The 26,821-nt window shown below is 66.0% G+C and carries 28 protein-coding genes and 1 tRNA gene; 7 read left to right on the top strand and 22 right to left on the bottom strand.

Going from position 1 to position 26,821, the window contains the following annotated elements; translation table 11 throughout:
* Positions 1–13 precede the first annotated feature (13 nt).
* The 20 genes from CV103_RS19625 to CV103_RS19530 form a co-directional block, all read right to left on the bottom strand.
* A complete protein-coding gene (locus CV103_RS19625; protein ID WP_425443916.1) occupies positions 14–727 on the bottom strand; it encodes a biotin--[acetyl-CoA-carboxylase] ligase in 714 nt (237 codons plus the stop codon).
* The gene (nuoN, locus tag CV103_RS19620) at positions 724–2,163 is read right to left on the bottom strand and encodes an NADH-quinone oxidoreductase subunit NuoN (RefSeq protein WP_015456797.1); all 1,440 of its coding nucleotides are present in this window, start codon (positions 2,161–2,163) and stop codon (positions 724–726) included. The genes CV103_RS19625 and nuoN overlap by 4 nt, the downstream gene beginning before the upstream one ends.
* Complete coding sequence (locus tag CV103_RS19615) at positions 2,163–3,695, bottom strand: NADH-quinone oxidoreductase subunit M (RefSeq protein WP_015456796.1); 1,533 nt, start codon at positions 3,693–3,695, stop codon at positions 2,163–2,165. Before CV103_RS19615 ends, nuoN begins: the two co-directional genes overlap by 1 nt.
* Before the next feature lie 7 nt (positions 3,696–3,702).
* Complete coding sequence (gene nuoL / locus CV103_RS19610) at positions 3,703–5,772, bottom strand: NADH-quinone oxidoreductase subunit L (RefSeq protein WP_015456795.1); 2,070 nt, start codon at positions 5,770–5,772, stop codon at positions 3,703–3,705.
* Positions 5,773–5,821: 49 nt separating this feature from the next.
* Complete coding sequence (gene nuoK / locus CV103_RS19605) at positions 5,822–6,127, bottom strand: NADH-quinone oxidoreductase subunit NuoK (protein ID WP_015456794.1); 306 nt, start codon at positions 6,125–6,127, stop codon at positions 5,822–5,824.
* Positions 6,124–6,735: an NADH-quinone oxidoreductase subunit J gene (locus CV103_RS19600; protein ID WP_015456793.1), complete on the bottom strand. Its 612-nt coding sequence runs from the start codon at positions 6,733–6,735 to the stop codon at positions 6,124–6,126. Before CV103_RS19600 ends, nuoK begins: the two co-directional genes overlap by 4 nt.
* Positions 6,736–6,858: 123 nt before the next feature.
* Positions 6,859–7,344 (bottom strand): NADH-quinone oxidoreductase subunit NuoI, encoded by a 486-nt coding sequence (gene nuoI / locus CV103_RS19595; RefSeq protein WP_015456792.1) that lies wholly within the window; start codon positions 7,342–7,344, stop codon positions 6,859–6,861.
* A complete protein-coding gene (gene nuoH, locus CV103_RS19590; RefSeq protein WP_015456791.1) occupies positions 7,341–8,393 on the bottom strand; it encodes an NADH-quinone oxidoreductase subunit NuoH in 1,053 nt (350 codons plus the stop codon). Before nuoH ends, nuoI begins: the two co-directional genes overlap by 4 nt.
* Positions 8,390–10,393 carry an NADH-quinone oxidoreductase subunit NuoG gene (nuoG, locus tag CV103_RS19585; RefSeq protein WP_107395866.1) on the bottom strand — a complete coding sequence of 668 codons (2,004 nt, stop codon included), beginning with the start codon at positions 10,391–10,393 and terminating at the stop codon, positions 8,390–8,392. Before nuoG ends, nuoH begins: the two co-directional genes overlap by 4 nt.
* 5 nt (positions 10,394–10,398) lie before the next feature.
* Positions 10,399–11,712: an NADH-quinone oxidoreductase subunit NuoF gene (gene nuoF, locus CV103_RS19580; RefSeq protein ID WP_041865013.1), complete on the bottom strand. Its 1,314-nt coding sequence runs from the start codon at positions 11,710–11,712 to the stop codon at positions 10,399–10,401.
* Positions 11,709–12,377 (bottom strand): complex I 24 kDa subunit family protein, encoded by a 669-nt coding sequence (locus CV103_RS19575; protein WP_107395865.1) that lies wholly within the window; start codon positions 12,375–12,377, stop codon positions 11,709–11,711. The genes nuoF and CV103_RS19575 overlap by 4 nt, the downstream gene beginning before the upstream one ends.
* Complete coding sequence (locus tag CV103_RS19570) at positions 12,377–12,682, bottom strand: nuclear transport factor 2 family protein (protein WP_107395916.1); 306 nt, start codon at positions 12,680–12,682, stop codon at positions 12,377–12,379. Before CV103_RS19570 ends, CV103_RS19575 begins: the two co-directional genes overlap by 1 nt.
* A gap of 53 nt (positions 12,683–12,735) precedes the next feature.
* Entirely contained in the window at positions 12,736–13,962 is a 1,227-nt protein-coding gene (locus CV103_RS19565) for an NADH-quinone oxidoreductase subunit D (RefSeq protein ID WP_107395864.1), read from the bottom strand.
* Entirely contained in the window at positions 13,962–14,624 is a 663-nt protein-coding gene (locus tag CV103_RS19560; protein ID WP_107395863.1) for an NADH-quinone oxidoreductase subunit C, read from the bottom strand. Before CV103_RS19560 ends, CV103_RS19565 begins: the two co-directional genes overlap by 1 nt.
* Positions 14,621–15,175 (bottom strand): NuoB/complex I 20 kDa subunit family protein, encoded by a 555-nt coding sequence (locus CV103_RS19555; protein WP_015456784.1) that lies wholly within the window; start codon positions 15,173–15,175, stop codon positions 14,621–14,623. The genes CV103_RS19560 and CV103_RS19555 overlap by 4 nt, the downstream gene beginning before the upstream one ends.
* A complete protein-coding gene (ndhC, locus tag CV103_RS19550) occupies positions 15,166–15,543 on the bottom strand; it encodes an NADH-quinone oxidoreductase subunit A (protein ID WP_015456783.1) in 378 nt (125 codons plus the stop codon). Before ndhC ends, CV103_RS19555 begins: the two co-directional genes overlap by 10 nt.
* Positions 15,544–15,725: 182 nt before the next feature.
* Positions 15,726–16,937 (bottom strand): SMP-30/gluconolactonase/LRE family protein, encoded by a 1,212-nt coding sequence (locus CV103_RS19545; protein ID WP_107395862.1) that lies wholly within the window; start codon positions 16,935–16,937, stop codon positions 15,726–15,728.
* Between the two features lie 4 nt (positions 16,938–16,941).
* The gene (locus tag CV103_RS19540; protein WP_015456781.1) at positions 16,942–17,766 is read right to left on the bottom strand and encodes an inositol monophosphatase family protein; all 825 of its coding nucleotides are present in this window, start codon (positions 17,764–17,766) and stop codon (positions 16,942–16,944) included.
* An 84-nt stretch (positions 17,767–17,850) separates the two neighbouring features.
* Positions 17,851–18,414 (bottom strand): elongation factor P, encoded by a 564-nt coding sequence (efp, locus tag CV103_RS19535; protein ID WP_015456780.1) that lies wholly within the window; start codon positions 18,412–18,414, stop codon positions 17,851–17,853.
* 169 nt (positions 18,415–18,583) lie between these two features.
* On the bottom strand, positions 18,584–20,032 hold the full coding sequence (locus tag CV103_RS19530) for a hypothetical protein (protein WP_236626822.1): 1,449 nt from the start codon (positions 20,030–20,032) through the stop codon (positions 18,584–18,586).
* Between the two features lie 37 nt (positions 20,033–20,069).
* On the opposite strand from CV103_RS19530, the gene CV103_RS22220 reads away from it, so the two are divergent.
* Together CV103_RS22220 and CV103_RS19525 are read left to right on the top strand one after the other, a co-directional pair.
* Entirely contained in the window at positions 20,070–20,306 is a 237-nt protein-coding gene (locus CV103_RS22220; RefSeq protein ID WP_139181704.1) for a hypothetical protein, read from the top strand.
* Positions 20,307–20,614: 308 nt separating this feature from the next.
* Positions 20,615–22,393 carry a DUF885 domain-containing protein gene (locus CV103_RS19525; RefSeq protein ID WP_107395861.1) on the top strand — a complete coding sequence of 593 codons (1,779 nt, stop codon included), beginning with the start codon at positions 20,615–20,617 and terminating at the stop codon, positions 22,391–22,393.
* A gap of 17 nt (positions 22,394–22,410) precedes the next feature.
* On the opposite strand, the gene CV103_RS19520 is transcribed toward CV103_RS19525, so the two are convergent.
* Complete coding sequence (locus CV103_RS19520; protein WP_107395860.1) at positions 22,411–22,743, bottom strand: GIY-YIG nuclease family protein; 333 nt, start codon at positions 22,741–22,743, stop codon at positions 22,411–22,413.
* Between the two features lie 85 nt (positions 22,744–22,828).
* Between CV103_RS19520 and CV103_RS19515 the strand changes: the two genes are divergently transcribed.
* From CV103_RS19515 to CV103_RS19495, 5 genes are all read left to right on the top strand, one after another.
* On the top strand, positions 22,829–23,443 hold the full coding sequence (locus tag CV103_RS19515; protein ID WP_107395859.1) for a DUF2239 family protein: 615 nt from the start codon (positions 22,829–22,831) through the stop codon (positions 23,441–23,443).
* Positions 23,444–23,672: 229 nt separating this feature from the next.
* Positions 23,673–24,440: a 4-hydroxy-tetrahydrodipicolinate reductase gene (gene dapB / locus CV103_RS19510; protein ID WP_107395858.1), complete on the top strand. Its 768-nt coding sequence runs from the start codon at positions 23,673–23,675 to the stop codon at positions 24,438–24,440.
* Positions 24,441–24,448: 8 nt separating this feature from the next.
* A complete protein-coding gene (gene nth, locus CV103_RS19505; RefSeq protein ID WP_015456774.1) occupies positions 24,449–25,102 on the top strand; it encodes an endonuclease III in 654 nt (217 codons plus the stop codon).
* A 59-nt stretch (positions 25,103–25,161) separates the two neighbouring features.
* Complete coding sequence (locus CV103_RS19500; protein ID WP_107395857.1) at positions 25,162–25,560, top strand: hypothetical protein; 399 nt, start codon at positions 25,162–25,164, stop codon at positions 25,558–25,560.
* 118 nt (positions 25,561–25,678) lie between these two features.
* Positions 25,679–25,755: transfer RNA gene (locus tag CV103_RS19495), tRNA-Arg, on the top strand.
* Positions 25,756–25,846: 91 nt separating this feature from the next.
* Here the strand turns inward: CV103_RS19495 and CV103_RS19490 are convergent.
* A complete protein-coding gene (locus CV103_RS19490) occupies positions 25,847–26,740 on the bottom strand; it encodes a LysR family transcriptional regulator (RefSeq protein ID WP_107395856.1) in 894 nt (297 codons plus the stop codon).
* Positions 26,741–26,821 lie beyond the last annotated feature (81 nt).

Raw genomic sequence — 26,821 nt, 5'->3', positions numbered from 1 at the left:
GGCCGGTCGAGCCCTATATCAGGAAAACGTCGCCGGCGTGGAGCAGATGCACGCTGCCGTCGGCCAGACGAAGCTTCAGCGCGCCGCTTTCGTCGAGCCCTTCGAACAGGCCGTCCACCACCTGCCCATCCGGTCCGGTGGTGCGGAGCGGGGTTCCCGGCGGATGGGCGCGCGCCAGCCATTCGCGGCGGATGGCGGCCAGCCCCTCGTTGCGCCAGCGCCCCAGCCAGCGGGCGAAGGCGTCGGCCAGATCGACCAGAAAGGCATCGGGATCGGGCGCGCCCAGGCCCGCGGCGGCAAAGCTCGCCGTGGTGCGGTCGAGCCCCTCGGGGCGATGCGCGAGGTTGACGCCGAAGCCGATGACGATCGCGCCGTCGCAGGACTCGAGCAGGATACCCGAAAGCTTCGCGCCGTCGAGCAGCAGGTCGTTCGGCCATTTGAGGGCGGTGCGCCCTTCCCCGCCATAAGCGAGCGCCACCTGATGCAGCGCGAGCGCCGCGACCATCGCCAGCGTGGCGGGCGAAGGATCGCCGGGCGCCAGGCGGACGATGGTGCTCGCATAAAGATTGCCCGGCGGCGACTGCCAGGCCCGCCCGTGGCGCCCGCGCCCGCCCGTCTGGGTTTCGGCACGGAGCCAGAAACCCTCGGGCTGGCCGGCACGGGCGAGCGCGGCGACGTCGTCGTTGGTCGATCCCGTCGCCTTTATCGTGCGGATGTCGGCGATCAGAACAGCGCCCGCGCCGCCGCCATGCTCGCCGCCCCCAGCGCCGGAATGGCAAGGTAGCCGAGCGGCGAGACGAACAGCGCGGAGAGCGCGATCAGCCCGCCTTCCAGCTTGCTTTCCGCCGGCGCGAAGGCCGGGGCGGGATCATCGAAATAGATCGTCTTGACGATCTTCAGATAATAGAAGGCGCCGATCACCGAGGTGGCAATACCGATCATCGCCAGCGGCCACATGCCGACGCCGACCAGCGCATCGAACACCAGGAACTTCGGCCAGAAGCCGAAGAGCGGCGGGATGCCGGCCAGCGAGAACATGAAGATCGCGAACGCCGCCGCCAGCGCCGGCCGCGTGCGCGACAGGCCGGAAAGGCTGGCGATCGTCTCGACCGGCTGGCCGCTCTCGTCGCGCATCTGGAGGACGCAGAGGAAGCTGCCAACCGTCATCGCGACATAGACGGCGAGGTAGGTCATCACCGCGGCCACGCCGTCCTGCGTGCCGGCGGCGAGGCCGAACAGCACAAAGCCGACATTGTTGATCGAGGAATAAGCCAGCAGGCGCTTAATGTTGGTCTGGCCGATCGCGGCGACGCCGCCCAGGATCGTCGAGGCGAGCGCCGCGAAGATCACGATCTGGCGCCACGCATCGGTCGCGCCGCCCATCGCCTCGATGGTGACGCGGGTGAGCAGCGCCATCGCCGCCACCTTTGGCGCCGTCGCGAAGAAGGCGGTCACCGGGGTCGGCGCGCCTTCATACACGTCCGGCGTCCACATGTGGAACGGCACGGCCGAAATCTTGAAGGCGAGGCCCGCGAGCACGAAGACCAGCCCGAACATCTCGCCCATGCCCAGCCCGTCGCCGAATGCGGCCGCGACGCCTTCAAACGCCGTGGTGCCGGTGAAGCCGTAGAGCAGCGAGATGCCGTAGAGCAGGATGCCCGAGGCGAGCGCGCCGAGGACGAAATATTTGAGGCCCGCTTCGGCCGACCGCGTATCGCGCCGCATGAAGCTCGCCAGCACATAGGCGGCAAGGCTCTGCAGCTCGAGGCCGACATAGAGCGTCAGCAGGTCGGTCGCCGAAACCATCATGCCCATGCCCACGCCCGAAAGCAGGATCAGGATCGGATATTCGGCGCGGACATTGCCGTTCCGCTCGAAGAAGTTGGGTGCCACGATCAGCGTTATCGCGGCCGCGATATAGATCAGCAGCTTGGCGAAGGAGGAGAAGCTGTCCGCCTGATAGAGGCCGTCGAAGGCGGAGCCGCCATGGCCCGCCGGGCCGAGCAGCGCCAGGGCGGCGGCCGCGAACAGCGCGACGGCGCCCCAGCTGATCGCCTTCGTCGCCTTGTCGCCGGCAAAGGCCGCGACCATCAGCAGCACGAGCGAGCCGAGGGAAAGGATAAGCTCAGGCAGAGTGAGCGCGAGGGACTGGGTAACAGGCATCAGTGGTGCGCCCCTTCATGCGCGGCGGCAGCGGGAATAACGGGCTTGCCGGCGGTGACATGTGCGTCGCCGGTGAAACCGGTCTTTTCCATGCGGGCGACGACGACGCCGATGTCGCGGCGGATCGGCTTCAGGAAGCTTTCCGGATAGACGCCCATCCAGAGCACGGCGAGGCCGATCGGCAGCAGCAGGGCGATCTCGCGCGCCGAAAGATCGGGCATCGCGGCGACATCCGCCTTGTCGAGCTTGCCGTAGCAGACCCGCGCATAGAGATAGAGCATGTAGCAGGCGCCGAGAATGACGCCCGTCGTCGCGACGAAGGCCACCCAGCTGCTCGCCTGATAGGCGCCCACCAGGCTCAGGAACTCGCCGACGAAGCCGGACGTGCCCGGCAGGCCGACCGAAGCCATGGTGAACAGCATGAAGAACAGCGCATATTTCGGCATGTTATCGGCCAGGCCGCCGTAACGCTCGATCTCCCGCGTGTGGAGGCGATCGTAGATCACGCCCACGCAGAGGAAGAGCGCGCCCGAAACCAGGCCGTGGCTCAGCATCACCAGCATCGCGCCTTCCAGGCCCTGCCGGCTGAACGCGAACAGGCCGATGGTGACGAACGCCATGTGCGCGACCGAGGAATAAGCGATCAGCTTCTTCATGTCGGTCTGTACCAGCGCGACGAGCGAGGTGTAGACGACAGCCACCATGCTGAGGCCCATCACCAGCCAGAACATCTGGACGGAGGCTTCCGGGAACATCGGCAGCGAGAAGCGGATAAAGCCGTAACCGCCCATCTTCAGCAGCACGCCGGCCAGAATCACCGAACCCGCCGTCGGCGCCTGCACGTGCGCGTCGGGCAGCCAGGTGTGGACCGGCCACATCGGCATCTTCACCGCGAAGGAGGCGAAGAAGGCCAGGAACAGCCAGGTCTGCGCCTCGACGGGGAAGTCATAGGCCATCAGCGTCGGGATGTCGGTGGTGCCGGCTTCCTGCGCCATCCACAGCATCGCCACCAGCATCAGCACCGAGCCGAGCAGCGTGTAGAGGAAGAATTTGTAGCTGGCGTAGATCCGGTCCGCGCCGCCCCAGATACCGATGATGAGATACATCGGGATCAGGCCGGCTTCGAAGAAGATGTAGAACAGGAACAGGTCCTGCGCCGCGAAGACGCCGATCATCAGCGCCTCCATCAGCAGGAAGGCGGCCATATATTCCGGCACGCGCTTCTCGATCGCCTCCCACGACGCGCCGATGCAGATCGGCATCAGGAAGACGGAGAGCACGATCAGCATCAGCGCGATGCCGTCGATGCCCAGCGCCCAGGAGAAGCGGCCGAACAGGTCGACATGCTCCACGAACTGCCACTGCGCGCCCGCCGGATCGAAGTTGATCCAGAGGATGATGCCCAGCGCCAGCTCGACGAAGGTCGTCAGCAATGCCGTCCAGCGCGCGCCCTGCGCATTCTGGAACAGGCAGGCCAGCGCCGCCAGCACCGGCAGCGCGATCATCAGGGTAAGGATGGGAAAGCCCGTCATATTCTTATCAGCCCGCCATCGCCCAGGTCGCCGCGGCCGCGAGGCCGAGCAGCATCACCAGCGCATAGGTATAGACATAGCCGGATTGGAGCCGGCGGGTGAGCGCGCCGCCGCCGACGATGACGTGCGCGACGCCATCGGGGCCGAAGCGGTCGATCGTCCCCTGGTCACCCCGCTTCCAGAAGAAGCGGCCGAGCGCGAAGGCCGGACGGACGAAGAGGAAATCGTAAAGCTCGTCGAAATACCATTTGTGCAGAAGGAAGTCGTAGAGGACGCGGAACGTCGCCGTGAAGCGCGCCGGGATCGTCGTGTCGATCAGATAGGCCCAGATCGCGATCAGCAGGCCCGTGATCATCACCACCGTCGCCGAAAGCTTCACCCACAGCGGCACGCCGTGCATCGCATGCATCAGGTGGCTGTCGAACGCGAGGCTGCCCTTCCAGAACTCCGCGCCATGCTCGGCATCGAGGAACGGCAGGTGGAAGATGAAGCCCGCAAGCACCGCGCCCAGCGTCAGCACCACCAGCGGCAGCAGCATCGGCCACGGGCTTTCATGCGGGTGATAGCCGGCGGTGCCGTGCTTCACCTGATCGATGCCGGCGTCATGCGCATGGGCATCGTGGCCGGCATCTTCCTCGGACGGCGCGTCATGATGGTCATGGCCGTGGCCATGCGCATCGTGAACGGCGTGCTGGATATGCTCCGACCCCGCCCAGCGCGGCTTGCCGAAAAAGGTGAGGAACATCAGGCGCCACGAATAGAAGCTGGTGAGCAGCGCCGCGAACACGCCGACGAAGAAGGCCAGGCCGCCCGCGGTCGATCCGCTGGCGAAGGCCGCCTCGATGATCGCATCCTTCGAATAGAAGCCCGCGAAGCCGAACAGGCCGGCCACGCCCACGCCGGTGATCGCCAGCGTGCCGGCCATCATCGCCCAGAAAGTGAGCGGGATATGCTTCCGCAGGCCGCCATAGAAGCGCATGTCCTGTTCATGGTGCATGGCATGGATCACCGAGCCCGCGCCCAGGAACAGCAGCGCCTTGAAGAAGGCGTGCGTGAACAGGTGGAACATCGCCGCGCCATAGGCGCCCACGCCCGCCGCGAAGAACATGTAGCCGAGCTGCGAGCAGGTCGAATAAGCGATCACGCGCTTGATGTCGGTCTGCGTCGTGCCCACCGTCGCCGCGAAGAAGGCGGTGGCGGCGCCGACATAGGTGACGACGTTCAGCGCGACCTGGCTGGTCTCGAACATCGGCGACAGGCGGCACACCATGAACACGCCGGCCGTGACCATCGTCGCCGCGTGGATCAGCGCCGACACCGGGGTCGGGCCTTCCATCGCGTCCGGCAACCAGGTGTGAAGGCCGAGCTGGGCGGACTTGCCCATCGCGCCCACGAACAGCAGCAGGCAGATCAGCGTCATCGTGTCGACACGGTGGCCCAGGAAGCCGATGGTCGAACCGGCCATGCCGGGCGCCGCTTCCAGGATCGCCGGGATCGAAACCGTGCCGAACACCAGGAAGGTGGCGAAAATGCCCAGCGAGAAGCCGAAATCGCCGACGCGGTTGACCACGAACGCCTTGATCGCGGCCGCCTTGGCGCTCGGCTTGTGATACCAGAAGCCGATCAGCAGGTAGGAAGCCAGGCCCACGCCTTCCCAGCCGAAGAACATCTGCACCAGGCTGTCGGCCGTCACCAGCATCAGCATGGCGAAGGTGAAGAGCGACAGATAGGCGAAGAAGCGCGGCTGGCTGTCGTCCTCCGCCATATAGCCCCAGCTATACAGGTGGACGAGGCTGGAAACGGTGGTGACCACCACCAGCATCACCGCCGTCAGCGTATCGACGCGCAGCGACCAGTCGACCGAAAGGCCGCCGGAACGGATGAAGGTCAGCACCGGCTCGACATAGGCTTCGGCGCTGCCGCCGAGGAAGCCCAGGAAGATCGGCCAGGAAAGCGCGCAGGAAACGAACAGCGCACCGGTCGTCACCGCCTTGGCGGCGACGTTGCCGATCATGCGATTGCCGAGGCCGGCGATGATCGCCGCGAGCAGCGGCAGGAAAACGATGAGCTTGATCACCGTCCGCCCTCCCGCAGGCGGGAGGGGAGCTCTACGCGAAGATCCACCATCATCCCTTCATCCGGTTGATGTCGTCGACAGCGATCGTGCCGCGGCCGCGGAAATAGATTACGAGAATGGCAAGGCCGATCGCCGCCTCGCCGGCGGCCACCGTCAGCACGAACATGGCGAACACCTGGCCGACGAGATCACCGAGGAAGGCGGAGAAGGCCACCAGGTTGATGTTCACGCTGAGCAGGATCAGCTCGATCGCCATCAGGATGATGATCACGTTCTTCCGGTTGAGGAAGATGCCGAACACCCCCGTCACGAACAGGATCGCCGAAACGACCAGATAATGCTGGATGCCGATCACAGCTCCACTCCCTGCCCGATAGGCTGGTTGACGTTGCGCACCGCATCCTCGGGACGACGCTTGACCTGATCGGCCACGTTCTGCGGGCGGGTGCCGCCGCGGGCGCGATGGGTCAGCACGATCGCGCCGATCATCGCCACGAGCAGCACGAGGCCGGCAGCCTCGAAGATGTAGAGGTAGCGCGTGTAGATCACGGTGCCGAGCGCCTCGATGTTCGGCACTTCGGCCGGGATCGGGGCGGCGGCGCGCGCCATGTCGATCGCGCCCGCGTTCCAGGCGGCGGTGGCGAACACGATCTCGGCCAGCAGCACCAGGCCCAGCAGCACGCCCAGGGGCGCGTAGCGGGCGACACCGGCGCGCAGTTCCGCGAAATCGATGTTCAGCATCATGACCACGAACAGGAACAGCACCGCGACCGCGCCGACATAGACGATGACGAGCAGCATCGCGATGAATTCAGCGCCGACGAGAACCATCAGCCCCGCCGCGTTGAAGAAGGCGAGGATGAGCCAGAGCACCGAGTGCACCGGGTTCCGCGCGGTCACGGTGAGCACCCCGGATGCGATCACCATGATGGCGAAAAGATAGAAGGCGATCGTCTGAATCACTTTACGATACCACTTCCCCGTTCGTGCCCGTCGAAATCGAGACACGTTGCACTGCGGTCACATCCCGCGGCTTCGCCCGGAAAGAGCGGGTGCCCGGAAGGCGAGGTTGGAATGCGCTGGTCATTACCGATACGGCGCATCGGCGGCAATGTTCGCGGCGATGGCGCTTTCCCAGCGATCCCCGTTCGAAAGCAGCTTCGCCTTGTCGTAGATCAGCTCCTCGCGCGTCTCCGTGGCATATTCGAAATTCGGCCCCTCGACGATGGCGTCCACCGGGCAGGCTTCCTGGCAGAAACCGCAATAGATGCACTTCGTCATGTCGATGTCGTAGCGCGTGGTGCGGCGGCTGCCGTCGTCGCGCGGCTCGGCCTCGATCGTGATCGCCTGCGCCGGGCAGATCGCCTCGCACAGCTTGCACGCGATGCAGCGCTCCTCGCCATTGGGGTAACGGCGCAGCGCATGCTCGCCACGGAACCGGGGCGAAAGCGGGTTCTTCTCGAACGGGTAGTTGATCGTCGCCTTGGGCTTGAAGAAATACTTCAAGGTCAGCCAGTGCGCCTTCACGAACTCCCAGAGGGTGAAGGTCTTTACATAATGCGCGAGGCTCATGACAGCACGCCCGAATAGCGGGTGAGCATCAGCCACCCGGAAACGATGAACACCCACAGCAGCGACAGCGGCAGGAAGATCTTCCAGCCCAGCCGCATCAGCTGGTCGTAGCGGTAGCGCGGGACCGTGGCCTTCACCCAGGAGAAGACGAAGAAGAAGAACAGGATCTTCGCGAGCATCCAGAAGATGCCGGGGATGGCGTAGAGCGGCGCCCAGTCGATCGGGGGCAGCCAGCCGCCCCAGAACAGCACGGCGTTCAGCGCGCACATCAGCAGCACGTTGCCATATTCGCCCAGCCAGAACAGCGCGAAGGCCATGGACGAATATTCGGTCTGGTAGCCGGCGACGATCTCGCTTTCCGCCTCGGTCAGGTCGAACGGCGCGCGCGCGGTTTCGGCCATGGCGGAAATCAGGAACACCACCGCCATCGGGAACAGCAACGGGTTGAAGCCGAAGCCGTTGATGAAGCCGAAGACATGCGCCCGCTGCGCATCGATGATGCCGGATAGGTTGAACGTGCCGGCCCATAGCACCACCGAGATCAGCACGAAGCCGATCGACACTTCATAGCTCACCATCTGCGCGGCGGCACGGATGGCGGAATAGAAGGGATATTTGGAGTTCGAGGCCCAACCCGCGAGAATCACGCCATAAACGCCAAGCGAGGATGCCGCGAGGATGTAGAGCAGGCCGACATTGATGTTGGCCAGCACCATATCCGGCCCGAACGGGATCACCGCCCAGCCGATAAGCGCGATGGTGAAGGTGATGATCGGCGCCAGCAGGAAGAGCCCGCGATTGGCGGCGGACGGGATGATGGTTTCCTGCAGGAAGACCTTGAGGCCGTCGGCGAAGGACTGGAGCAGGCCGAACGGCCCGACGACGTTGGGGCCGCGGCGCAGCGCCATCGCCGCCCAGATCTTGCGGTCGGCATAGATGATCATCGCCACCGCCAGCATCAGCGGCAGCGCGATCATCAGGATCAGGATCAGCGTCGCGACGAACCAGCCGAGGCCGTAGCCGAGAACGCCCTGGAACCAAGCGGTCATTCCGCGGCCTCCGCGAAGCTATGCCCATGGATCAGCTCGGCCGAGCAGCGCTCCATCGTGGCGCTCGCCCGCGCGATCGGGTTGGTGAGGTAGAAGTCGGCGATCGGATAGCCGATCGTGCCGGACGCGGCGGCATCGAGCGCCGGCGGCGCCCAGTCATAGGCCGCAAGCCCCTGCTCGCCCAGCGCCGGCACCGCCGCCGCCATCGCCACGCGGAGCGCGTCCAGCGTATCGAACGGCAGGGTGTGGCCCAGCACGTCGGAAAGGGCGCGGAAGATCGCCCAGTCCTCGCGCGCGTCGCCCGGCGGGAACACCGCCCGGTCGCCGCGCTGCACCCGGCCTTCCAGGTTCACATAGGTGCCGCTCTTCTCGGTATAGGCGGCGGCCGGCAGGATCACGTCGGCCTGGGCCGCGCCGCGATCGCCATGGTGGCCGACATAGACCTTGAAGCTGCCGGCGAAGCGATCGTCGGAAACCTCGTCCGCGCCCAGCAGGAAGACGAGCTTCGGCGCCTTGGCCGCGACGGCCGCGATGCCGCCCGGCTGCGCATAGCCCAGCATCAGCCCGCCCATGCGCGAAGCCGCCATGTGGAGGACGTTATAGCCGTTCCAGCCTTCGCGGATCAGGCCCAGCGGGCCGACCAGCGCCAGCGTTGCGCCCTGCGCGCCGGCCTTCAGACCGCCGCCGCCCAGGATCAGCGCGGGGCGCTGCGCCTTGGCGAAGGTATCCTTCACCTCCTGCGGCAGATTGCCCAGCAGCGACAGATCGTTGCCCAGCCAGGTCACCGGATAGGTGAGGTCGACCTCGGGGCCGATCGCGAACACCTTGGCGCCCTTCTTCACCGCCTTGCGGATGCGGGTGTTGACCAGCGGCGCTTCCCAGCGGACGTTCGATCCGACGATCAACAGCGCGTCTGCCGTCTCGATGCCGGCGATGGTGGAGTTGAAATTGACCGCCGCCAGATTGGTGCAGTCATAATCCAGCCCGGTCTGCCGGCCTTCCAGCAGGTCCGATCCCATGCCGCCGACCAGCGCCCTGGCCGCGAACATCGTCTCGCAATCGACGAGATCGCCGGCGATGGCGGCCACGCTCGCGCCCGCCTTCACGTCCGCGATCATCTGGAACGCCTCGCCCCAGGTCGCCTCCATGAGGCGGCCGTCGCGGCGCACATAGGGCTTGTCCAGCCGGCGCCGGACCAGGCCGTCCACCGCGTGGCGCGTCTTGTCCGACGCCCATTCCTCGTTCACGTCGTCATTGATGCGCGGCAGCGCGCGCAGCACCTGCCGGCCCCGGCTGTCCAGGCGGACATTGGTGCCGACCGCGTCCATCACGTCGATCGAAGGGGTCTTCTTCAGCTCCCACGGCCGCGCCTCGAAGGCATAGGGCTTCGACGTCAGCGCGCCCACGGGGCAGAGGTCCACGACATTGCCCGAAAGCTCGGACGTCACCGCCCTTTCCAGATAGGAGGTGATCTGCATGTTCTCGCCGCGATAGATCGCGCCGATCTCCTCCACGCCGGCCACTTCCTCGGCGAAGCGCACGCACCGCGTGCACTGGATGCAGCGGGTCATGACCGTCTTGACGATCGGACCCATATATTTCTCGGTCACCGCCCGCTTGTTCTCGGCGAAGCGGGAATTGCCGCGGCCATAGGCGATCGACTGGTCCTGCAGGTCGCATTCGCCACCCTGGTCGCAGATCGGGCAGTCGAGCGGGTGGTTGATGAGGAGGAACTCCATCACCCCTTCCCGCGCCTTCTTCACCATCTCGCTGTCGGTGCGGATTTCCTGGTTGTCGGCGGCCGGCAGCGCGCACGAAGCCTGCGGCTTGGGCGGCCCCGGCTTCACCTCGACCAGGCACATCCGGCAGTTGCCGGCGATCGACAGCCGCTCATGATAGCAGAAACGCGGGATTTCCTTGCCGGCAGCCTCGCACGCCTGGAGCACCGTGGCGCCAGCGGGGACTTCGACCTCGATCCCATCGACGGTTAGTTTGGGCATTCGAATTACTCCGCCGCCACCGGAAGGGCGACGCCCTTTGCTTCATAGATGCGCCGCTCGATTTCCGGGCGGAAATGGCGGATCAGGCCCTGGATCGGCCAGGCCGCCGCGTCGCCGAGCGCGCAGATGGTGTGGCCTTCGACCTGCTTGGTCACTTCCTGCAGCATGTCGATCTCGTGCAGTTCGGCATTGCCTTCGCGCAGCCGTTCCATCACGCGCCACATCCAGCCGGTGCCCTCGCGGCACGGCGTGCACTGGCCGCAACTCTCATGCTTGTAGAAATAGCTGATCCGGCTGATCGCGCGGACGATGTCGGTGGACTTGTCCATCACGATCACCGCCGCCGTGCCGAGGCCGGAGCCGAGGCCGCGCAGGCCATCGAAATCCATCGGCGCGTCCATGATCTGGGCGGCCGGCACCAGCGGGACCGAGGAACCGCCGGGAATCACCGCCAGCAGATTGTCCCACCCGCCGCGAATGCCGCCGGCATGGCGCTCGATCAGCTCGCGGAAGCTGATGCCCATGCTTTCCTCGACCACGCACGGCTTGTTCACATGGCCGCTGATCTGGAAGAGCTTGGTGCCCTTGTTGTTCTCCCGCCCGAAGGAGGAGAACCAGGAGGCGCCGCGCCGGAGGATGGTGGGCGTGACCGCGATCGATTCTACATTGTTCACGGTGGTCGGGCAGCCATAGAGGCCGACGCCCGCCGGGAAGGGCGGCTTCAGGCGCGGCTGGCCCTTCTTGCCCTCGAGGCTCTCGATCTGGGCGGTTTCCTCGCCGCAGATATAGGCCCCCGCCCCGCGATGGACGAAGACGTCGAAGTCATAGCCCGAACCGCAGGCATTCTTACCCAGGAAGCCCTTGGCATAGGCTTCGGCCACGGCCGCGAACAGCGTCTCCGCCTCGCGGATGAACTCGCCGCGAATGTAGATATAGGCCGCGCGCGCGCGCATCGCATAGCCCGCGACCAGCGCGCCCTCGATCAGCTTGTGCGGATCATGGCGGATGATCTCGCGGTCCTTGCAGGAACCGGGCTCGGATTCGTCGGCGTTGATGACGAGGAAGCTCGGGCGGCCGTCCTTGCTCTCCTTGGGCATGAAGCTCCACTTCATGCCGGTCGGGAAGCCCGCGCCGCCACGGCCGCGCAGGCCGGAGGCCTTGATCTCCTCGATGATCGCATCCTGGCCGCGGGCCAGCAGCGCCTTGGTGTCGTCCCAGTCGCCGCGCTTCATCGCCGCGTCGATGTTCCACGGCTGGAAGCCGTAGACGTTGGTGAAGATGCGGTCCTTGTCCGCCAGGGGCGCGATGGCGTCGCTCATGCCCATTCCCCGCGATAATCGTGGTTTTCCGCAACCATTTCCTTCAGCGTCGAAGGCCCGCCTTCCGGGCAGCTCGTCTGCCGGTCGATCTGCGGGCCGGCCTTGGGCGTCTCGCCCCGGGCCAGCGCTTCGAGCACGGCGGTCGTCGTCTCGAAGGTCAGGTCCTCGTAATTGTCGTCGTTGATCTGCACCATCGGCGCGTTGGCGCACGCGCCCAGGCATTCCACCTCGGTCAGGGTGAACAGGCCGTCGGGCGTGGTGTGGCCCTTCTTCAGCCCCTTCTTGTAGCAGGCGGAAAGCACGTCGTCCGATCCGCGCAGCATGCACGGCGTCGTGCCGCAGACCTGCACATGATACCGGCCGACCGGCGCCAGATTATACATGGTGTAGAAGGTCGCGACCTCGAACGCCCGGATATAGGGCATGTCGATCTGCTTGGCGACGAACTCGATCACCGGCACCGGCAGCCAGCCCTGCGTGTTCGTCTCGGCGCCGACCTGGCGCTGGGCGAGATCGAGCAGCGGCATGATCGCCGAATGCTGGCGGCCCGGCGGATAGCGGCCGATAATCTCCTTCGCGCGGGCCTCGTTGACCTCGGACCACGCGAAATCGCCCCAGCGGGCGCGGGTTTCGGCTTCGTCGGGGATATGGGCTGCGTCAGCCATTACCGGATGAACTCCACGCGCGACACCTTGTCGCCCTCAAACGAATAGATGGACATGACCTCGAACTTGTCCCCGTCCGGCGCGCGCGCGACCTTCTCGTGCAGCACCACCGTCTCCCCCAGGCACCAGCCCGCGAGGATATCGGCCCGGTTCTGCGGGAATTGCGCGAACATCGCCTTTAGGCCGGAACGCACGCCTTCCCTGCCCTCGCGCAGCACGGCGCCGCGATAGCCCGCCTCGCAGGCGTCGTCGGTCATGAACGCCACATAGGTGTCGGCATCCTGCGCGTTGTAGACCTCGATCATCCGGGTCGCGATCGCGATCCGCTCGTCCGCGGAAAGGAGAGTGGCGACGTCGCTCACCGGTCGCACTCCCCGAACACGATATCCATCGAGCCCAGAATGGCGGTGATGTCGGCCAGCATGTGCCCCTTGGCCATGAAGTCCATCGCCTGCAGGTGGCTGAACGCGGTCGGCCGGATCTTGCAGCGATAGGGCTTGTTGGTGCCGTCGGCGACCAGATAGACGCCGAACTCGCCCTTGGGGCTTTCCGTTGCGACGTAAACCTCGCCCGCCGGCACGTGGAAGCCCTCGGTATAGAGCTTGAAGTGATGGATCAGCGCTTCCATCGACTGCTTCATCTCGCCGCGCTTGGGCGGCACCACCTTGCGGTCGAGCGACGCGATCGGGCCTTCCGGCATCTGCTGGAGGCACTGCTTCATGATCCGGGCGGACTGGCGGACCTCCTCCACGCGCACCATGAAGCGATCATAGCAGTCGCCCTTCGTGCCGACCGGCACGTCGAACTCCACCTTGTCATAGGCATCGTAAGGCTGGCTCTTGCGGATATCCCAGGGGATGCCCGAGCCACGGATCATCGGGCCGGAGAAACCCCATTTCAGGGCATCTTCCTTGGAAACCACGGCGATGTCGACGTTGCGCTGCTTGAAGATGCGGTTGTCCGCGACCAGGCTGATCGCGTCCTCCAGCAGCCTCGGCAGGCGGGTGTCCAGCCAGTCGCCGATGTCGGTCAGCAGCTTCAGCGGCACGTCCTGATGGACGCCGCCGGGGCGGAACCAGGCGGCGTGCATGCGGGCGCCGGATGCGCGCTCGAAGAAGCCCAGGCAATCCTCGCGTAGCTCGAACAGCCACAGGTTCGGCGTCATCGCGCCCACGTCCATCACATGGCTGCCCAGGTTCAGCATGTGGTTGCAGATGCGGGTCAGCTCCGCGAACAGCACGCGCAGATATTGCGCGCGTTCCGGCACCTCGAGGCCCAGCAGCTTCTCGATCGCCAGCACATAGCTGTGCTCCATGCCGAGCGGGGAGCAATAGTCCAGCCGGTCGAAATAGGGCAGCGCCTGCAGATAGGTCTTATATTCGATCAGCTTCTCGGTGCCGCGATGGAGCAGGCCGACATGCGGATCGGCGCGCTCGACGATCTCGCCGTCCATCTCCAGCACCAGGCGCAGCACGCCGTGCGCGGCCGGGTGCTGCGGGCCGAAGTTGATCGTATAATTCTGGATCTCCAGATCGCCCGCCGTCTGGGCGGTGTCCGGGGTCAGGGTGTCGTAATCGGTCGCCATCACTTCTTGACCTCATCGGCCTTCAGCGGCGTCGGCGCGCCTTTCGCCTCCGGCTCGGCCTTCTCGTCGCCGGGCAGCACATATTCCGCGCCTTCCCAGGGGCTCATGAAGTCGAAGCTGCGGAAATCCTGCGCCAGCTTCACCGGCTCATAGACGACGCGCTTATGCTCTTCGGAATAGCGCAGCTCGACGAAGCCCGTCAGCGGGAAATCCTTGCGCTGCGGATGCCCCTTGAAGCCATAATCGGTCAGGATGCGGCGCAGGTCGGCATTGCCGGCGAACAGCACGCCATACATGTCGTAAACCTCGCGCTCCAGCCAGCCGGCCACCGGCCAGATGGAGGTCACGCTCGGCACCGGGGTCACGTCGTCGGCCGCCACATGCACGCGCAGGCGGTGGTTCCGCGTCACGCTGAGCAGGCAATAGACCACCTCGAAGCGCGGATCGCGATCCGGCCAGTCGACGCCGGCAATTTCCATCAGCTGCTGATAGGCCAGGCCATCGCGCAGGATGGTCATCGCCTCCACCAGCGCTTCCGGGCGGATGTGGAGCGCGATCTCGCCCACCTCCTCGCGCGCGCGGACCAGCCGATCGCCCAGCAGGGCGGCCGCCTGGTCGATCACGCCCTCGTTGGAGGCATATTTCGGATAAGGCGCGCTCACCGTTCGATCGTCCCTTCGCGGCGGATCTTCCGCTGCAGCTGCATCACGCCGTAAAGCAGCGCCTCGGCGGTCGGCGGACAGCCGGGGACGTAGATGTCCACGGGCACGATCCGGTCGCAGCCGCGCACCACGGAATAGCTGTAATGATAATAGCCGCCGCCATTGGCGCACGAGCCCATCGAGATGACATATTTGGGCTCCGACATCTGGTCATAGACCTTGCGGAGCGCGGGCGCCATCTTGTTGCAGAGCGTGCCGGCGACGATCATCACGTCCGACTGGCGCGGGGAGGCGCGCGGCGCGGCGCCGAACCGCTCCATGTCGTAACGCGGCATGTTGACGTGGATCATCTCCACCGCGCAGCAGGCGAGACCGAAGGTCATCCACCAGAGCGATCCGGTGCGCGCCCACTGGAACAGCTCCTCGGTCGACGTGACGAGGAAGCCCTTGTCGTTCACCTCGGACTGGAGGTCGAGGAAGAAGCCCTGGTCCGGCGGCGTGTTCTCGGTGGGCACGCGGACGCCGGGCTGCGCCGAAAGTTCTACTCCCATTCCAGCGCTCCCTTCTTCCACGCATAGATGAAGCCGAGCGTCAGCTCGGCCAGGAAGATCATCATGGCCAGCCAGCCGGCGAAGCCGATGGCGCCCAGCGATACCGCCCACGGATAGAGAAAGGCCGCCTCGAGATCGAAGATGATGAACAGGATCGCGACGAGGTAGAAACGCACGTCGAACTGGGCCCGGCTGTCCTCGAACGCGGGGAAGCCGCACTCATATTCGGCAAGCTTTTCCGGGTTGGGCTTGTCTGCCCCGGTGAACTTGGCCGCGACGATCGGCAGCACCACGAAGGCGGCCGAAAGCACGATCGCTACGCCCAGGAAGAGCAGGATCGGCAGATATCCGGCGGCAACCGACGCCATGATTCATCTCCGCTTGAGCGACATCCGAGTCGGGCCGGCGCCCCGGCGGCTCGAACAATCGCGGAAACCAACAAAACCGGCCTTATTCGGCCTTTCGGCCCGGCTTCTAGGCATGCGGCACCCGCGAAGCAAGGTCCGAAGCCATGAGAATGATTCGCAAAAGTCCGGCGGCGCTTTCGGGGTCAGTTCGCAAGCGGCAGCGCGCGTATCGCGGTCGCGCGCGGCGGCTCCCGGCCGATGGCCGCGCCGCGCGCCGAAAAGCGTTCCCACTGGCCGTCCGCCACGAAAATCAGCCGCTTGTCCGCGATCGCACCCAGCGTCGGTTCGCCCCAATCGGGATTGGCCCGTTCCAGCACGTCCACCGCGCGCACTTCCCGCCCCTTGCGGTCGAGCCGGAGGCGGATGATCCGTCGCGGGATCGATCCGTTCTGGATGGCGATCAGGGCATCCCTGTAGGCGACCAGTCCGTCTATCCCGTCCAGCATCGCCGGAGTCGCGGCGCCGAGGCGGGTTAGCGCGCCGCTCGCCAGATCGAGCAGCGCGATCCCATAGCCATAATCGGCGATATAAAGCCGCTTGCCGTCGCGGGATAATGCCAGCCCCTGCGGATTGCGGAAGCGCCCCGCCGGCAGCAGATCGACAAGCGCCGTGCATCCGGGCCGGCAGACGTGGATCGCCCCGGTCTCGCCATTGCTCACATAGACGCTGCCGTCCGCCCCTATGGCGAGGTCGCCGGGGGACCCCGCCCCGGCAAGCGGAACCCGCCGCACCACCGCCAGCCTGTCGAGATCGACGGCGATCAGCCCCCGGAAGGCGCGCTGCGGCTCGGCCACCTGCTCGGCCAGACCCGACGTCAGCCACAATATCCGGCGCGGACCATCCACCGCCATGCCGAACAGGCCGCCGACCGGGCCGTCCAGCGGCACTGTCCGCCAGCTCCGCCCTTCCCGCACAAGCAGCCGGCCGTCGATCACCGTTCCCGCGAACAGCCGCCTCGTCGCCGCATCCCAGGCGATGCCCTCGACGATGCGATGCTCGGCCGGCACCTCCGTCTCCAGCACGCTGCGGGCGATGATATCGGCATTGTCGTCGAATTTTTCGGAAAGCGCCTCCTCCTCGCCAGGGGCGAGGAAGGGCGCGATGCGGGCGCGGCTGGCGAGGCTCAGGGTGCCGCCCATCGCGGCAAGCCTTTCCACGCCGGCGACCACCGCATCGCCGTCATCGCGCTCGATCGCCTCGCCGATCGCGGCGCGCAGCACCATCGCGCTTTCGGGGAAATGCGCGGGGTCCGCCGTCGCGGCCGGGGATGCCGGCCACGGCGCGGGAACGGGCGGCGCGGCGGCGAGGCACGCGATGCCCGACAGAAGCAGCGCAGGCCGGATCAGCCTGCGCATGCTATCAGCGTGGCGCCTTCAGCGCGCCCGCGACCAGCTTGTGCAGCTTGGAATGGAGCCCGTCGCTGGCCGCCAGGAACTCGCTCCGCTCCACGGCCCGGTCGCCGCCGCGGAAATCGGTGACGAAGCCGCCCGCCTCGCGGACCATCAGCATGCCCGCCGCGACGTCCCAGGGCTGGAGGTCGCTTTCCCAAAAAGCGTCGAAGCGGCCGGCGGCCACCCAGGCGAGGTCCAGCGACGCCGCGCCGAAGCGGCGGATGCCGGCCACTTCCGGGGCGACGGCGGCGAAGATCGCGCTCCACTGCTTGAAATCGCCATGCCCGGCGAAGGGAATGCCGGTCGCCACCAGCGATTCCAGCAGGTCGCGCCGCGCCGAAACGCGCAGGCGGCGATCCTGCAGCCAGGCCCCCCGGCCCTTTTCCGCCCAGAAGCTCTCGTCCGTCAGCGGCTGATAGACGAGGCCGTGGGTGATCTCGGGCCGCCCGCCCGGTCCGCGCGGGTCCTCCACCGCGATGGAGATCGCGAAGTGCGGGATGCCGTGGAGGAAGTTGGATGTGCCGTCGAGCGGATCGACGATCCAGCGGGGCTTGTCCGGATCGCCGGCGATCTCGCCCCGCTCCTCCATCACGAAGCCCCAGTCCGGCCGCGCCTTCTTCAGCTCCTCATAGAGCGTCTGCTCGGCGCGTTTGTCGGCCATGGACACGAAGTCCGCCGGCCCCTTGCGGCTCACCTGGAGCTGCTGGACCTCGTTGAAATCGCGGCGCAGGCGCGGGCCGGCCTTGCGGGCGGCGCGCTCCATGACGGTGATGAGGCCGGAATGGGCAACCATAAATTACTCCCCCCTTCAGGGTTCGGAAGGGGCTGGGGGTGGGAAGATACCCCCTTCCGAACAAACAGGAAGGGGGCGGCAGGATCAATCCGCGCGGCGGACATATTCCTGGCTGTAGACGTCGACGACGATGCGGGTGCCGCTGGAGATGTGCGGCGGCACCATCACGCGCACGCCATTGTCGAGCACGGCCGGCTTGTAGGAGGAAGACGCCGTCTGCCCCTTCACCACGGCATCGGCCTCGACGATGGTCGCCTCGACGGTGTCGGGCAGCTGCACGGAAATGGGCTTTTCGTCATAAAGCTCCATCACCACGTCCATGCCGTCCTGCAGGAAGGCGGCCGCATCGCCCAGCAGGTCGCGCGGCAGGGTGATCTGGTCGTAATTGTCCTTGTCCATGAAGGTCAGCGTGTCGCCGTCCGCGAACAGGAACTGGAAATCCTTGGTATCGAGGCGCACGCGCTCGACCGTCTCGGCCGAACGGAAACGGACGTTGTTCTTGCGGCCGTCGATCAGGTTCTTCATCTCGACCTGCATGTAGGCGCCGCCCTTGCCGGGCTGGGTGTGCTGGATCTTCACAGCGCGCCAGATGCCGCCTTCATATTCGATGATATTGCCGGGACGAATATCCACGCCGCTGATCTTCATGGGTCAGGTCTCATGTTCGGGATTTGAAAGAGCAGCCGCGGCCTTTAGCGTCGCGGGGCTCTTCCGGCAAGCGGCGCTTCGCCGCACCCGAAAAAGCATCGGCCGGAACCCCAGGGGCTCCGGCCGAGCATTTGCCTGATCGCAAGGCGATCAGGGACAGAGGCGAGGATCAGTAAGCGCGGGAGAGATAATCCTGCACCGCCCGGCGCTTCGGCGTCTCCGCTAGCGACTGCCCGGTATATTCGCGCAGGCCCCAGGCGCCATATTGATCGAACGATCCCGTCGCGGCGTAGAGCGTCATCAGGTCGCCGATCTGGCTGTTCCAGGCCGTCAGATATTTGCGATACATGTCATACATGCGCGGATCGCGGTTGATGGCCGCCACCAGCGTCGGGTTGCCGCGGTTCACCACATGCTGCCCGCCCTCATAGCCGATATAGCGCTTGCCGTAACGCTGGGCGACCACCTTGGCCTTCAGGGCCTTGCTGATGGCCAGGTCCACATCCTCGCTGAGGAAGGCGAAGATGTTCGCGCTGTCGGTGATCGTCGCCCGGGTGCCGGCGAAGGTCGCGCCGCCGAAATAGGGCGCCGTCGACACCGCATCGACATATTGCGCCGTATCGCGGAAGCCGAGGATCATCTCCACCGCCGCCGGATTGTTGTTCTGCGTCGCGACGATGCGAACCAGCCGGCTGGGATCGGCCTTGAACACGTCGGTCCAGATCTTGTTCATCCACGTCGCCTTTTCGGCATAGCGCATGAACATCGCATAACCCGCCGTGGGCGAAAGCCCCTCGGCCACGCCCTCGGCCTGGGCCTGGTTCGTCACCGGGAAGTTGTAGTTCCACACCTCGTTGGACATCTCGACATAGACCTTCCGGCCCGGCGCGAGATGATCGCGGACATATTCGGCGAAGCGGCGGACATATTCCTCATCCGCGTTCCAGTGCATGTGGAACCAGGGATCGATCCCCGCCTCGTTGGCCAGCGCGACCATGATCTCCACCGCGGGGCCCTGATCGGTATTCTGGACGGTGCTTTCCGCGGTCGTCCGCCTCGCCCAGCTTACCGGGGCGTTGGTGTTCACCTTCTGCCAGTCGAGGAAGCGGATGACGCTGAAACCCTTCAGCGATTCCAGCATCTTGGAGGAGAACATCGCGGTCGGCGACGCATCCTTCTCGCGGCAATCCACCTTGCGCAGCGGATCGGTGGTGTCGATCTTGCTGATCGTCACCCAGGCGGACTTGGGGGTCACGCCGTTGGCGGCCGCCCAGTCGAATTCGAAGCTGTCGGTCGATTTGGCGAGGTTCGTCACCGCCGATCCGCCCGGCGCCAGCGTGCCCTTGCCCTTCCAGGTGCAGCGGATGCGCGTCGCCGTCGGCCCATAGGCGCCCTCCGGCGGGGTCAGCGCCTTGTTCGCCAGCTCGCTCGTCAACAGCGCCTTCATGTCGCCATTGGCGTCCATCCGCGAAGGATCCATCTCGACCCAGCCGGAAACGCCGGGGCGCTGGCTCTTCCACGGGCTGTTGAGCGCGAGGTTCATCAGCGTCCGCTCACCGCCCCAGGTGCTGAGGCCGGCCAGATTGATGCCCACCGCCGCGCGGGGCGGCAGCGTCACCGGCGGCTTAACCGGGGGGGGCGCGGTTGGAAGTTTGGTGACCGGCGACACCACGGGCTTAGTTGCTTTTTCAAGAACAACCGGCGCGGGAAGAGATATGAGAGAACTTGCCGCATATGCCGCCCCAACAAAGGCTAGCAATGAAGCAGAAACAATTACCGTGCGTCGTGAAATATTCAGACGCGAGGTTGCGACACCATTCATTTTCTATAAAACCTTCATCCAAGCAGCGCCCCACTCGCCAGGAGCTGCTGGACTACCGGCCACGTCATAAAGACTGGTTAAAGGCGAGCCCGATCGCCTCAATTCATCGGATTTTAACGACGAATCCCGACGAATCGAGGCCGCTAGACGGCGAATTGGAAAATCCGGCAAGAAATGGCGCCCGCAAAGATAAGCGCCTCCATTACCTTTCTTGCGGCCGGGAAATCGTCTCGATTGAAGGACCTGCCGCGATTCGCCCGCGATTGCGAATCGGCGCCAGGATTCGCGTGGATTCGCGCCCTCCCCCGTTTCCGCTTGGAGGGCGCGCGATTTTCTCTAAAAGCAGATGGACTTAGCGCATTTCGGAGCTTTTCTCCCATGATCCGTCCGGCCCGGCCTCGCATCCTCGCCTTCGTCACCTGCTTCTTGGCCGCAACTGCCTCCGTATCGGCGGTGGCAGCCGAAACATCTTCGATTTCGCAAGCATCGGCACCGCAATCTTCCGCCGATGCCCGGCTCAAGGCGATCTATGATGCGGAATGGGCGTGGCGGATGGACCAGTTCGCCATGGTCAGGGACGAGGACGGATGGGATGCGAATGCGGACCGCCTCCCCCGCGTCGATCCGGCGAGCCAGGCCGCCCGCCTCGCTTACTGGACGGACGTGCTCAAGCGGCTGGATGCCATCGCGCCCGATGCGCTCTCGGCCGAGGAACGGATCAACTATGCCGTCTTCCGCACCAGCGTCGAGGCGCTGGCCGCCGACATCCGCTTCAAGGGCTATGAAATGCCCTTCAACAGCGATTCCAGCTTCTGGGCGCATCTTGCCCCCAGCCGGGGTTTCCGCACGGCGGACGATTATCGCCGCTACATTGCCCGCATGCGGGATGTGCCGCGTTATTTCGACGAGAATATCGCCAATATGCGCGCCGGGCTGAAGCGCGGGTTCAGCGTTCCCCGCGCCACGCTCACCGGCCGGGATGCCTCGATCGAGCCCTTCGCCAGCGCCGATGCGGCCGGCAACCCCTTCATGGTCCCCTTCGCCCAGATGCCGGACAATATCCCCGCCGCCACGCGCGAGGAGCTGCGCCGGCAGGGCGAGGCCGCGCTTAGGGATGCGGTGGTGCCGGCCTATGCCAGGCTGCTCGCCTTCATGCGCACCGAATATATGCTCAGGGCGCGCACGACGCTGGCGGCCGAGGCGCTGCCGGACGGCAAGGCCTATTATGCCGCGCAGATCCGCGAATATACCACGCTCGACCTGACGGCCGCCCAGATCCATGAGATCGGCCTCAAGGAAGTCGCCCGCATCGACGCGGAAATGCACAAGGTGATGGCAAAGAGCGGCTTCACCGGCACTTTCCCGGAATTTCTCAAATTCCTGCGCACCGATCCGCAGTTCACCGCGAAAACCCCGCGCGAGCTGCTGAGCTATTCCGCTTATGTCGCCAAGAAGATGGACGGCAAGCTGAAGGACGCCTTCGGCCTCCTGCCGCGCTACCGCTTCACCATCCGCCCGGTGCCCGATGCGATCGCGCCGTTCTGGACGGCCGGGCGCGGCGGGCTAGAGGCGTGCTGGATGAACACCTATGACCTGCCGTCGCGCCCGCTCTACAATATCCCCGCGCTCACCCTCCACGAATGCTCGCCCGGCCACAGCTTCCAGGCGGCCCTCGCGCTCGAGGCGCCCGCCCGCCCCGATTTCCGGCGCGAAACCTATTTCTCCGGCTATGGCGAAGGCTGGGGCCTTTATACCGAGTGGCTGGGCGGCAAGCTCGGCATCTATGAAACCCCCTATGAGGAATTCGGCCAGCTTTCCTACGAGATGTGGCGCGCCGCCCGGCTGGTGATCGACACGGGTGTCCATTCCAAGGGCTGGAGCCGGGACCAGGCGATCGCCTATCTGCGCGATCACACCGCCCTTTCGGAACATGAGGTGGAAACCGAGGTCGATCGCTACATCAGCTGGCCCGGCCAGGCGCTCGCCTACAAGCTGGGCGAGATGACGATCCGCCGGCTGCGCGCCGAGGCCGAGGCCAGGCTGGGCGAGAAGTTCGACCAGCGCCCCTTCCACGATGCCATATTGGCGCTGGGCGGCGTGCCGCTGCCGGTGCTGGAACAGCGCATCCACGAATTCATCGCCAACGGCGGCAAGTAGAGGGCGGCGGACGGACGTCAGATCTCCTCCGCCCCCAGCTTCGCCGACCAGTGCGCGCGCCGCTCCTTGAGGACGCGGTCGCGCACATTGGCGACATCCTCCTCCACCGCTTCCAGCGCCTCGAAGCGGAAGGAGTCCGCGCCATGGGCCGTCCAGGCCCGCTGCAACCCGGCATGGCGGTGCCCGCCCGCCCGCAGCATGAACCAGAGGCGGTTTTGGATCGTCGAAAGGTCGGGCGCGAACCCCACCCAGCTTTGCCCGGCGGGTCCGCAATGCAGGGCATAGATGCCCGTCGCCACCTTCCGTTCCTTATAAGCGGCCACCGCCGCCTTCCTCGCATCGATCCGCATTTCACTCTCTTGCTTGCAACATCGTCCGCCCGATTATCACCCGGATAATATTGACCTGTCAATTATACCCGGATATATATCTGGAATGATGAACCTGCCCTCGCTGCCATGCACGGCCTTCGCCGGCCCCGATCGCATCGCCCAAGGCCCGCTCGCCGAAGTCGCCCTCGCGGTGAAAGCGTTCGAGGCGGCAAATCCCGGCCGCCCCACCCTCACCTTCGATGATGCGACCGGCGCCGTCATCGATCTCGATCTGCGCGGCACGGATGAGGAGGTGCTTGGCCGCCTCGCCGATCGGGCGCGGCAGGCATCGCCGCCCGAGCCGCAGGCCGGGGAAGGAGCGCGCGGCCGGGGGCGCCCCAGGCTTGGCGTGGTGGCCCGCGAAGTCACCCTCCTGCCCCGCCACTGGGACTGGCTCGGCAGCCAGCCCGGCGGAGCATCCGCGACGATCCGGCGCCTGATCGACGAGGCGCGCCGCGCCGATGACGGAGCGGGCCGGACCCGCGCCGCGCGCGAGGCCGCCTATCGCTTCATGTCGGCCATGGCCGGCGACCTGCCGCATTTCGAGGAAGCGTCTCGCGCCCTGTTCGCCGGGGATGCCGGAACCTTCGCCGCACGCATTGCGGGCTGGCCGGCGGACATTCGCGACCACGTCGTCCGCCTCGCCTTCCCCCATGCCGCATCCGCCGATCCTGCCTGAAGCCGCTGTCCTACAGCCGGGCGAAAGGCTTAGAAAAGCCGCATGATCCCGAGGCACGCCACCACCGGAGCGCAGGATGTGGCGCCCTTTTCCGGGTCGCGACGGCGGCGATGGCAATCCTCAACTTCCTCAACTTCGCCTGGCGGCCGGGCACTCGCCGTGCGCTCGCTTATTGCCTCCCCGCCTGCTCTCGCCCAATAGGCACGCGGAAAGATCGGGAGACGGGCACATGGCGAAGATCGGCATCATCGGGGCGGGCGGACGGATGGGACGCGCGATCGCCGCCGCCGCCGCGGATGCCGGCGCGAAGGTCTCGGGCGGGATCGACCGGCCCGGCACCCGGCCCGATGCGCTGGGCGATGTCCCGCTGCTCGCCGATGCCGCCTCGCTTGCGGCCGTCAGCGACGTCATGGTCGATTTCTCGTCGCCGGCCGCGCTGGCCGCCCATCTCGACGCCGCCATCGCCGCCGGCACGCCGATCGTGATCGGCACCACCGGCCTCGAGCCCGCCCATCATGCCCTGATCGATGAAGCGGCGAAGTCCGTCGCCGTCCTCCAGGCCTTCAACACCTCGCTCGGCGTCAACCTGCTCGCCCATCTCGTCCGCGAAACCGCCGCCCGGCTGGGCACGGACTGGGATATCGAGATCGTCGAGATGCACCACCGCCACAAGGTGGATGCGCCCTCGGGCACCGGCATCCTCCTGGGCCAGGCCGCCGCCACCGGGCGCGAAGTGGCGCTGGCCGATGTCGCGGTGCGCGGCCGCGACGGCATCACCGGCGCGCGGCCGGAAGGCGCGATCGGCTTCGCGGTGCTGCGCGGCGGCTCGGTCGCGGGCGATCATCAGGTGGTGTTTGCCGGCGAAGGGGAACGGCTGGAACTCGGCCATCGCGCCGAAAGCCGCGCCATCTTCGCGCGCGGCGCGGTGAAGGCCGCCCTGTGGCTCGCCGGCCGCGCCCCCGGCCGCTACACCATGAACGACGTGCTCGGGCTCTGACCCTCGCAATGAAGCGCGACGCCATCTTCGAATTCTACCGGCGGCTGGCGGAGGCCAATCCGGCGCCCGAAACCGAGCTTCAATATACCAATCCCTATACGCTGCTGGTCGCGGTCGCCCTTTCCGCGCAGGCGACCGACGTCGGCGTCAACAAGGCGACGCGCCGGCTGTTCGCCGAAGTCTCGACCCCCCAGCAGATGCTGGACCTGGGCGAGGAAGGCCTGCGCGATCACATCAAGACGATCGGCCTGTTCAACACCAAGGCGAAGAACGTCATCGCCGCCGCCCGCATCCTCGTCGATCGCCATGGCGGCGAGGTGCCACGGGACCGCGCCGCGCTGGAGGAACTACCCGGCGTCGGCCGCAAGACCGCCAATGTGGTGATGAACGTCGCCTTCGGCGCAGATACGATCGCGGTCGATACCCACATCTTCCGCGTGGCCAACCGCACCGGCCTTGCGCCCGGCAAGACTCCCCTCGCCGTCGAGCTCAAGCTGGAAAAGGTCACGCCCGCGCCCTTTCGCACCCATGCTCACCACTGGTTAATCCTGCATGGCCGCTATATCTGCAAGGCGCGCAGGCCGGAATGCTGGCGCTGCCCGGTTGCCGATCTGTGCGCGTTCAAGCCGAAGACGCCGCCGCCGGCCGAGGCCAAGGGCTGAAGCTTGCGGCTCCGTCGCAACCATGTCGGCACAGGCATGTCGGGACAGGAGATTTGGACATGAAGATGAAGGCCCTCATCACCGCGTTTCTGATCGGCGGCGCCATGCTCCCGGCATTGGCGATGGCGAAGCCCAAGCCGGATAACCTCACCCCCAAGGCCGACGCGAAGCCGCTCGATTGCGTCAATCTCCGCCAGATCCGCGAAACCCGCGTCCGCGACGACAGCACGATCGATTTCTACATGAACGGCGGCAAGATCTACCGGAACACCCTGCCCAACAGTTGCCCGCAGCTCGGCTTCGAGGAACGGTTCGCCTACAAGACCTCGCTCAGCCAGCTCTGCTCGACGGACATCATCACCGTCCTCACCAGCGCCGGCCCCGGCGGCGTCTCGCGCGGGGCAAGCTGCGGCCTCGGCTCGTTCCAGGAAATGCAGGCCCCCGCGAAGAAGAAGTAAGGGAAGCACGGGCAATGGCGGCATCCGCGCCGTTCTTGCCCGCCCTCCCCAGAAATTTGCGCCTCGCGAAGATTTAGGCTGGCTCCCCCCGCCACCCTTTGCTAATCGCGCTTCCCACGCACCCGTAGCTCAGCTGGATAGAGCGCTGCCCTCCGAAGGCAGAGGCCAGAGGTTCGAATCCTCTCGGGTGCGCCATTCCCGGACAAAACAGAGAAGTACGGCCGATAGGTGTCGTATTCTGCCCGCCTGGCCGCTGGATTCAAATCACTTATCCGCGAGGGGAGGATTATGATCCCTTCCAGCGGAGCGCATCGACCAGCGCCCGCAGCGCCGGCGTGACTTGGCGGTTCGGATAATAAAGGTGGCATCCCGGAAAGCTCGGGCACCATTCGTCGAGCACCTGGACGAGCCTGCCGTCCGCTATCTCTTCCGCCACTTCATGTTCCATCAAGATGCCAAGCCCCGCACCTGCGCGGACGGCGGCGGCGGCAAGCACGCCATCGTTGACGATCAGTTGGCCCTTGGCGCGGATGTTCACCTCGCGCCCGTCGCGCTCGAACTCCCATGGAAGCAGCCCGCCGCCGCCGACGAGACGGTAGTTGATGCAGATATGCCCTTCCAGATCCCGGGGTGTGTCCGGCCTCCCATGCCGCTCGAAATATTCAGGCGTGCCGACCACGAAGGCTCGGAGGTCCGGCTCGAGGCGAACCGCCACCATGTCGCTGTCCACCGTCTCGCCGAGACGGATGCCGGCATCGAAACCGTCGGCGACGATATCCACAAGCCGGTCATCGACGATCACCTCGACCGATACGTCCGGGTGCCCCAACAGAAAGGCAGGCAATCTGGGAGCGAGGATCGTGCGCGCTGCGTAGTGGAAGGTCGTAATACGGAGGGCACCGGATGGCGCGCCGCGCCAATCCGCGAGCGCCGCAAGCCCTTCCGCAACCTCGGCAAGCGCGGGAGCGAGCGAGCGTAACAGCCGCTTTCCAGCGGCTGTCGGGGCGACCGATCGCGTCGTTCGGGCGAGCAAAACGACCCCGAGCCGCTTTTCCAGGCTGCGGATCGCGTGACTGAGCGCGGACGGGGAAAGGTCCATCTCGGCCGCTGCGCGGGTGAAACTGCGGGTTTTGGCAACGGTGGCGAATGCGGCGAGATCGTCCAGATCACCGCGCCTCATTACTGCAATCCATTCACAAGGCCTTACGGAGATACGGGGCTAATTCTCATAGTCTATCACCTTATATCCGGTTCCATCAGG

Source organism: Edaphosphingomonas fennica, from assembly GCF_003034225.1.
In the GTDB taxonomy this organism is placed as follows: Bacteria; Pseudomonadota; Alphaproteobacteria; order Sphingomonadales; family Sphingomonadaceae; genus Sphingomonas_E; species Sphingomonas_E fennica.
The sequence above is the reverse complement of the archived record's forward strand: the minus strand, read 5'-3'. Positions and strand labels throughout refer to the sequence as shown.

Excerpts from the sequence above, each read along its gene's own strand:
- CV103_RS19575 (WP_107395865.1), bottom strand. The coding sequence starts at position 12,377 with ATGGCTGACGCAGCCCATATCCCCGACGAAGCCGAAACCCGCGCCCGC.
- efp (WP_015456780.1), bottom strand. The coding sequence starts at position 18,414 with ATGAAGATCAGCGGCGTGGATATTCGTCCCGGCAATATCATCGAATAT.
- CV103_RS19540 (WP_015456781.1), bottom strand. The coding sequence starts at position 17,766 with ATGGTTGCCCATTCCGGCCTCATCACCGTCATGGAGCGCGCCGCCCGC.
- CV103_RS19525 (WP_107395861.1), top strand. The coding sequence starts at position 20,615 with ATGATCCGTCCGGCCCGGCCTCGCATCCTCGCCTTCGTCACCTGCTTC.
- CV103_RS19565 (WP_107395864.1), bottom strand. The coding sequence starts at position 13,962 with ATGGCGACCGATTACGACACCCTGACCCCGGACACCGCCCAGACGGCG.
- nuoG (WP_107395866.1), bottom strand. The coding sequence starts at position 10,393 with ATGCCCAAACTAACCGTCGATGGGATCGAGGTCGAAGTCCCCGCTGGC.
- CV103_RS19520 (WP_107395860.1), bottom strand. The coding sequence starts at position 22,743 with ATGCGGATCGATGCGAGGAAGGCGGCGGTGGCCGCTTATAAGGAACGG.
- nth (WP_015456774.1), top strand. The coding sequence starts at position 24,449 with ATGAAGCGCGACGCCATCTTCGAATTCTACCGGCGGCTGGCGGAGGCC.
- CV103_RS19545 (WP_107395862.1), bottom strand. The coding sequence starts at position 16,937 with ATGCGCAGGCTGATCCGGCCTGCGCTGCTTCTGTCGGGCATCGCGTGC.
- ndhC (WP_015456783.1), bottom strand. The coding sequence starts at position 15,543 with ATGGCGTCGGTTGCCGCCGGATATCTGCCGATCCTGCTCTTCCTGGGC.
- CV103_RS19555 (WP_015456784.1), bottom strand. The coding sequence starts at position 15,175 with ATGGGAGTAGAACTTTCGGCGCAGCCCGGCGTCCGCGTGCCCACCGAG.
- nuoN (WP_015456797.1), bottom strand. The coding sequence starts at position 2,163 with ATGCCTGTTACCCAGTCCCTCGCGCTCACTCTGCCTGAGCTTATCCTT.
- CV103_RS19570 (WP_107395916.1), bottom strand. The coding sequence starts at position 12,682 with ATGATCGAGGTCTACAACGCGCAGGATGCCGACACCTATGTGGCGTTC.
- nuoI (WP_015456792.1), bottom strand. The coding sequence starts at position 7,344 with ATGAGCCTCGCGCATTATGTAAAGACCTTCACCCTCTGGGAGTTCGTG.
- CV103_RS19615 (WP_015456796.1), bottom strand. The coding sequence starts at position 3,695 with ATGACGGGCTTTCCCATCCTTACCCTGATGATCGCGCTGCCGGTGCTG.
- CV103_RS19515 (WP_107395859.1), top strand. The coding sequence starts at position 22,829 with ATGATGAACCTGCCCTCGCTGCCATGCACGGCCTTCGCCGGCCCCGAT.
- nuoF (WP_041865013.1), bottom strand. The coding sequence starts at position 11,712 with ATGAGCGACGCCATCGCGCCCCTGGCGGACAAGGACCGCATCTTCACC.
- nuoH (WP_015456791.1), bottom strand. The coding sequence starts at position 8,393 with ATGACCGCTTGGTTCCAGGGCGTTCTCGGCTACGGCCTCGGCTGGTTC.
- CV103_RS19490 (WP_107395856.1), bottom strand. The coding sequence starts at position 26,740 with ATGAGGCGCGGTGATCTGGACGATCTCGCCGCATTCGCCACCGTTGCC.
- dapB (WP_107395858.1), top strand. The coding sequence starts at position 23,673 with ATGGCGAAGATCGGCATCATCGGGGCGGGCGGACGGATGGGACGCGCG.
- CV103_RS19500 (WP_107395857.1), top strand. The coding sequence starts at position 25,162 with ATGAAGATGAAGGCCCTCATCACCGCGTTTCTGATCGGCGGCGCCATG.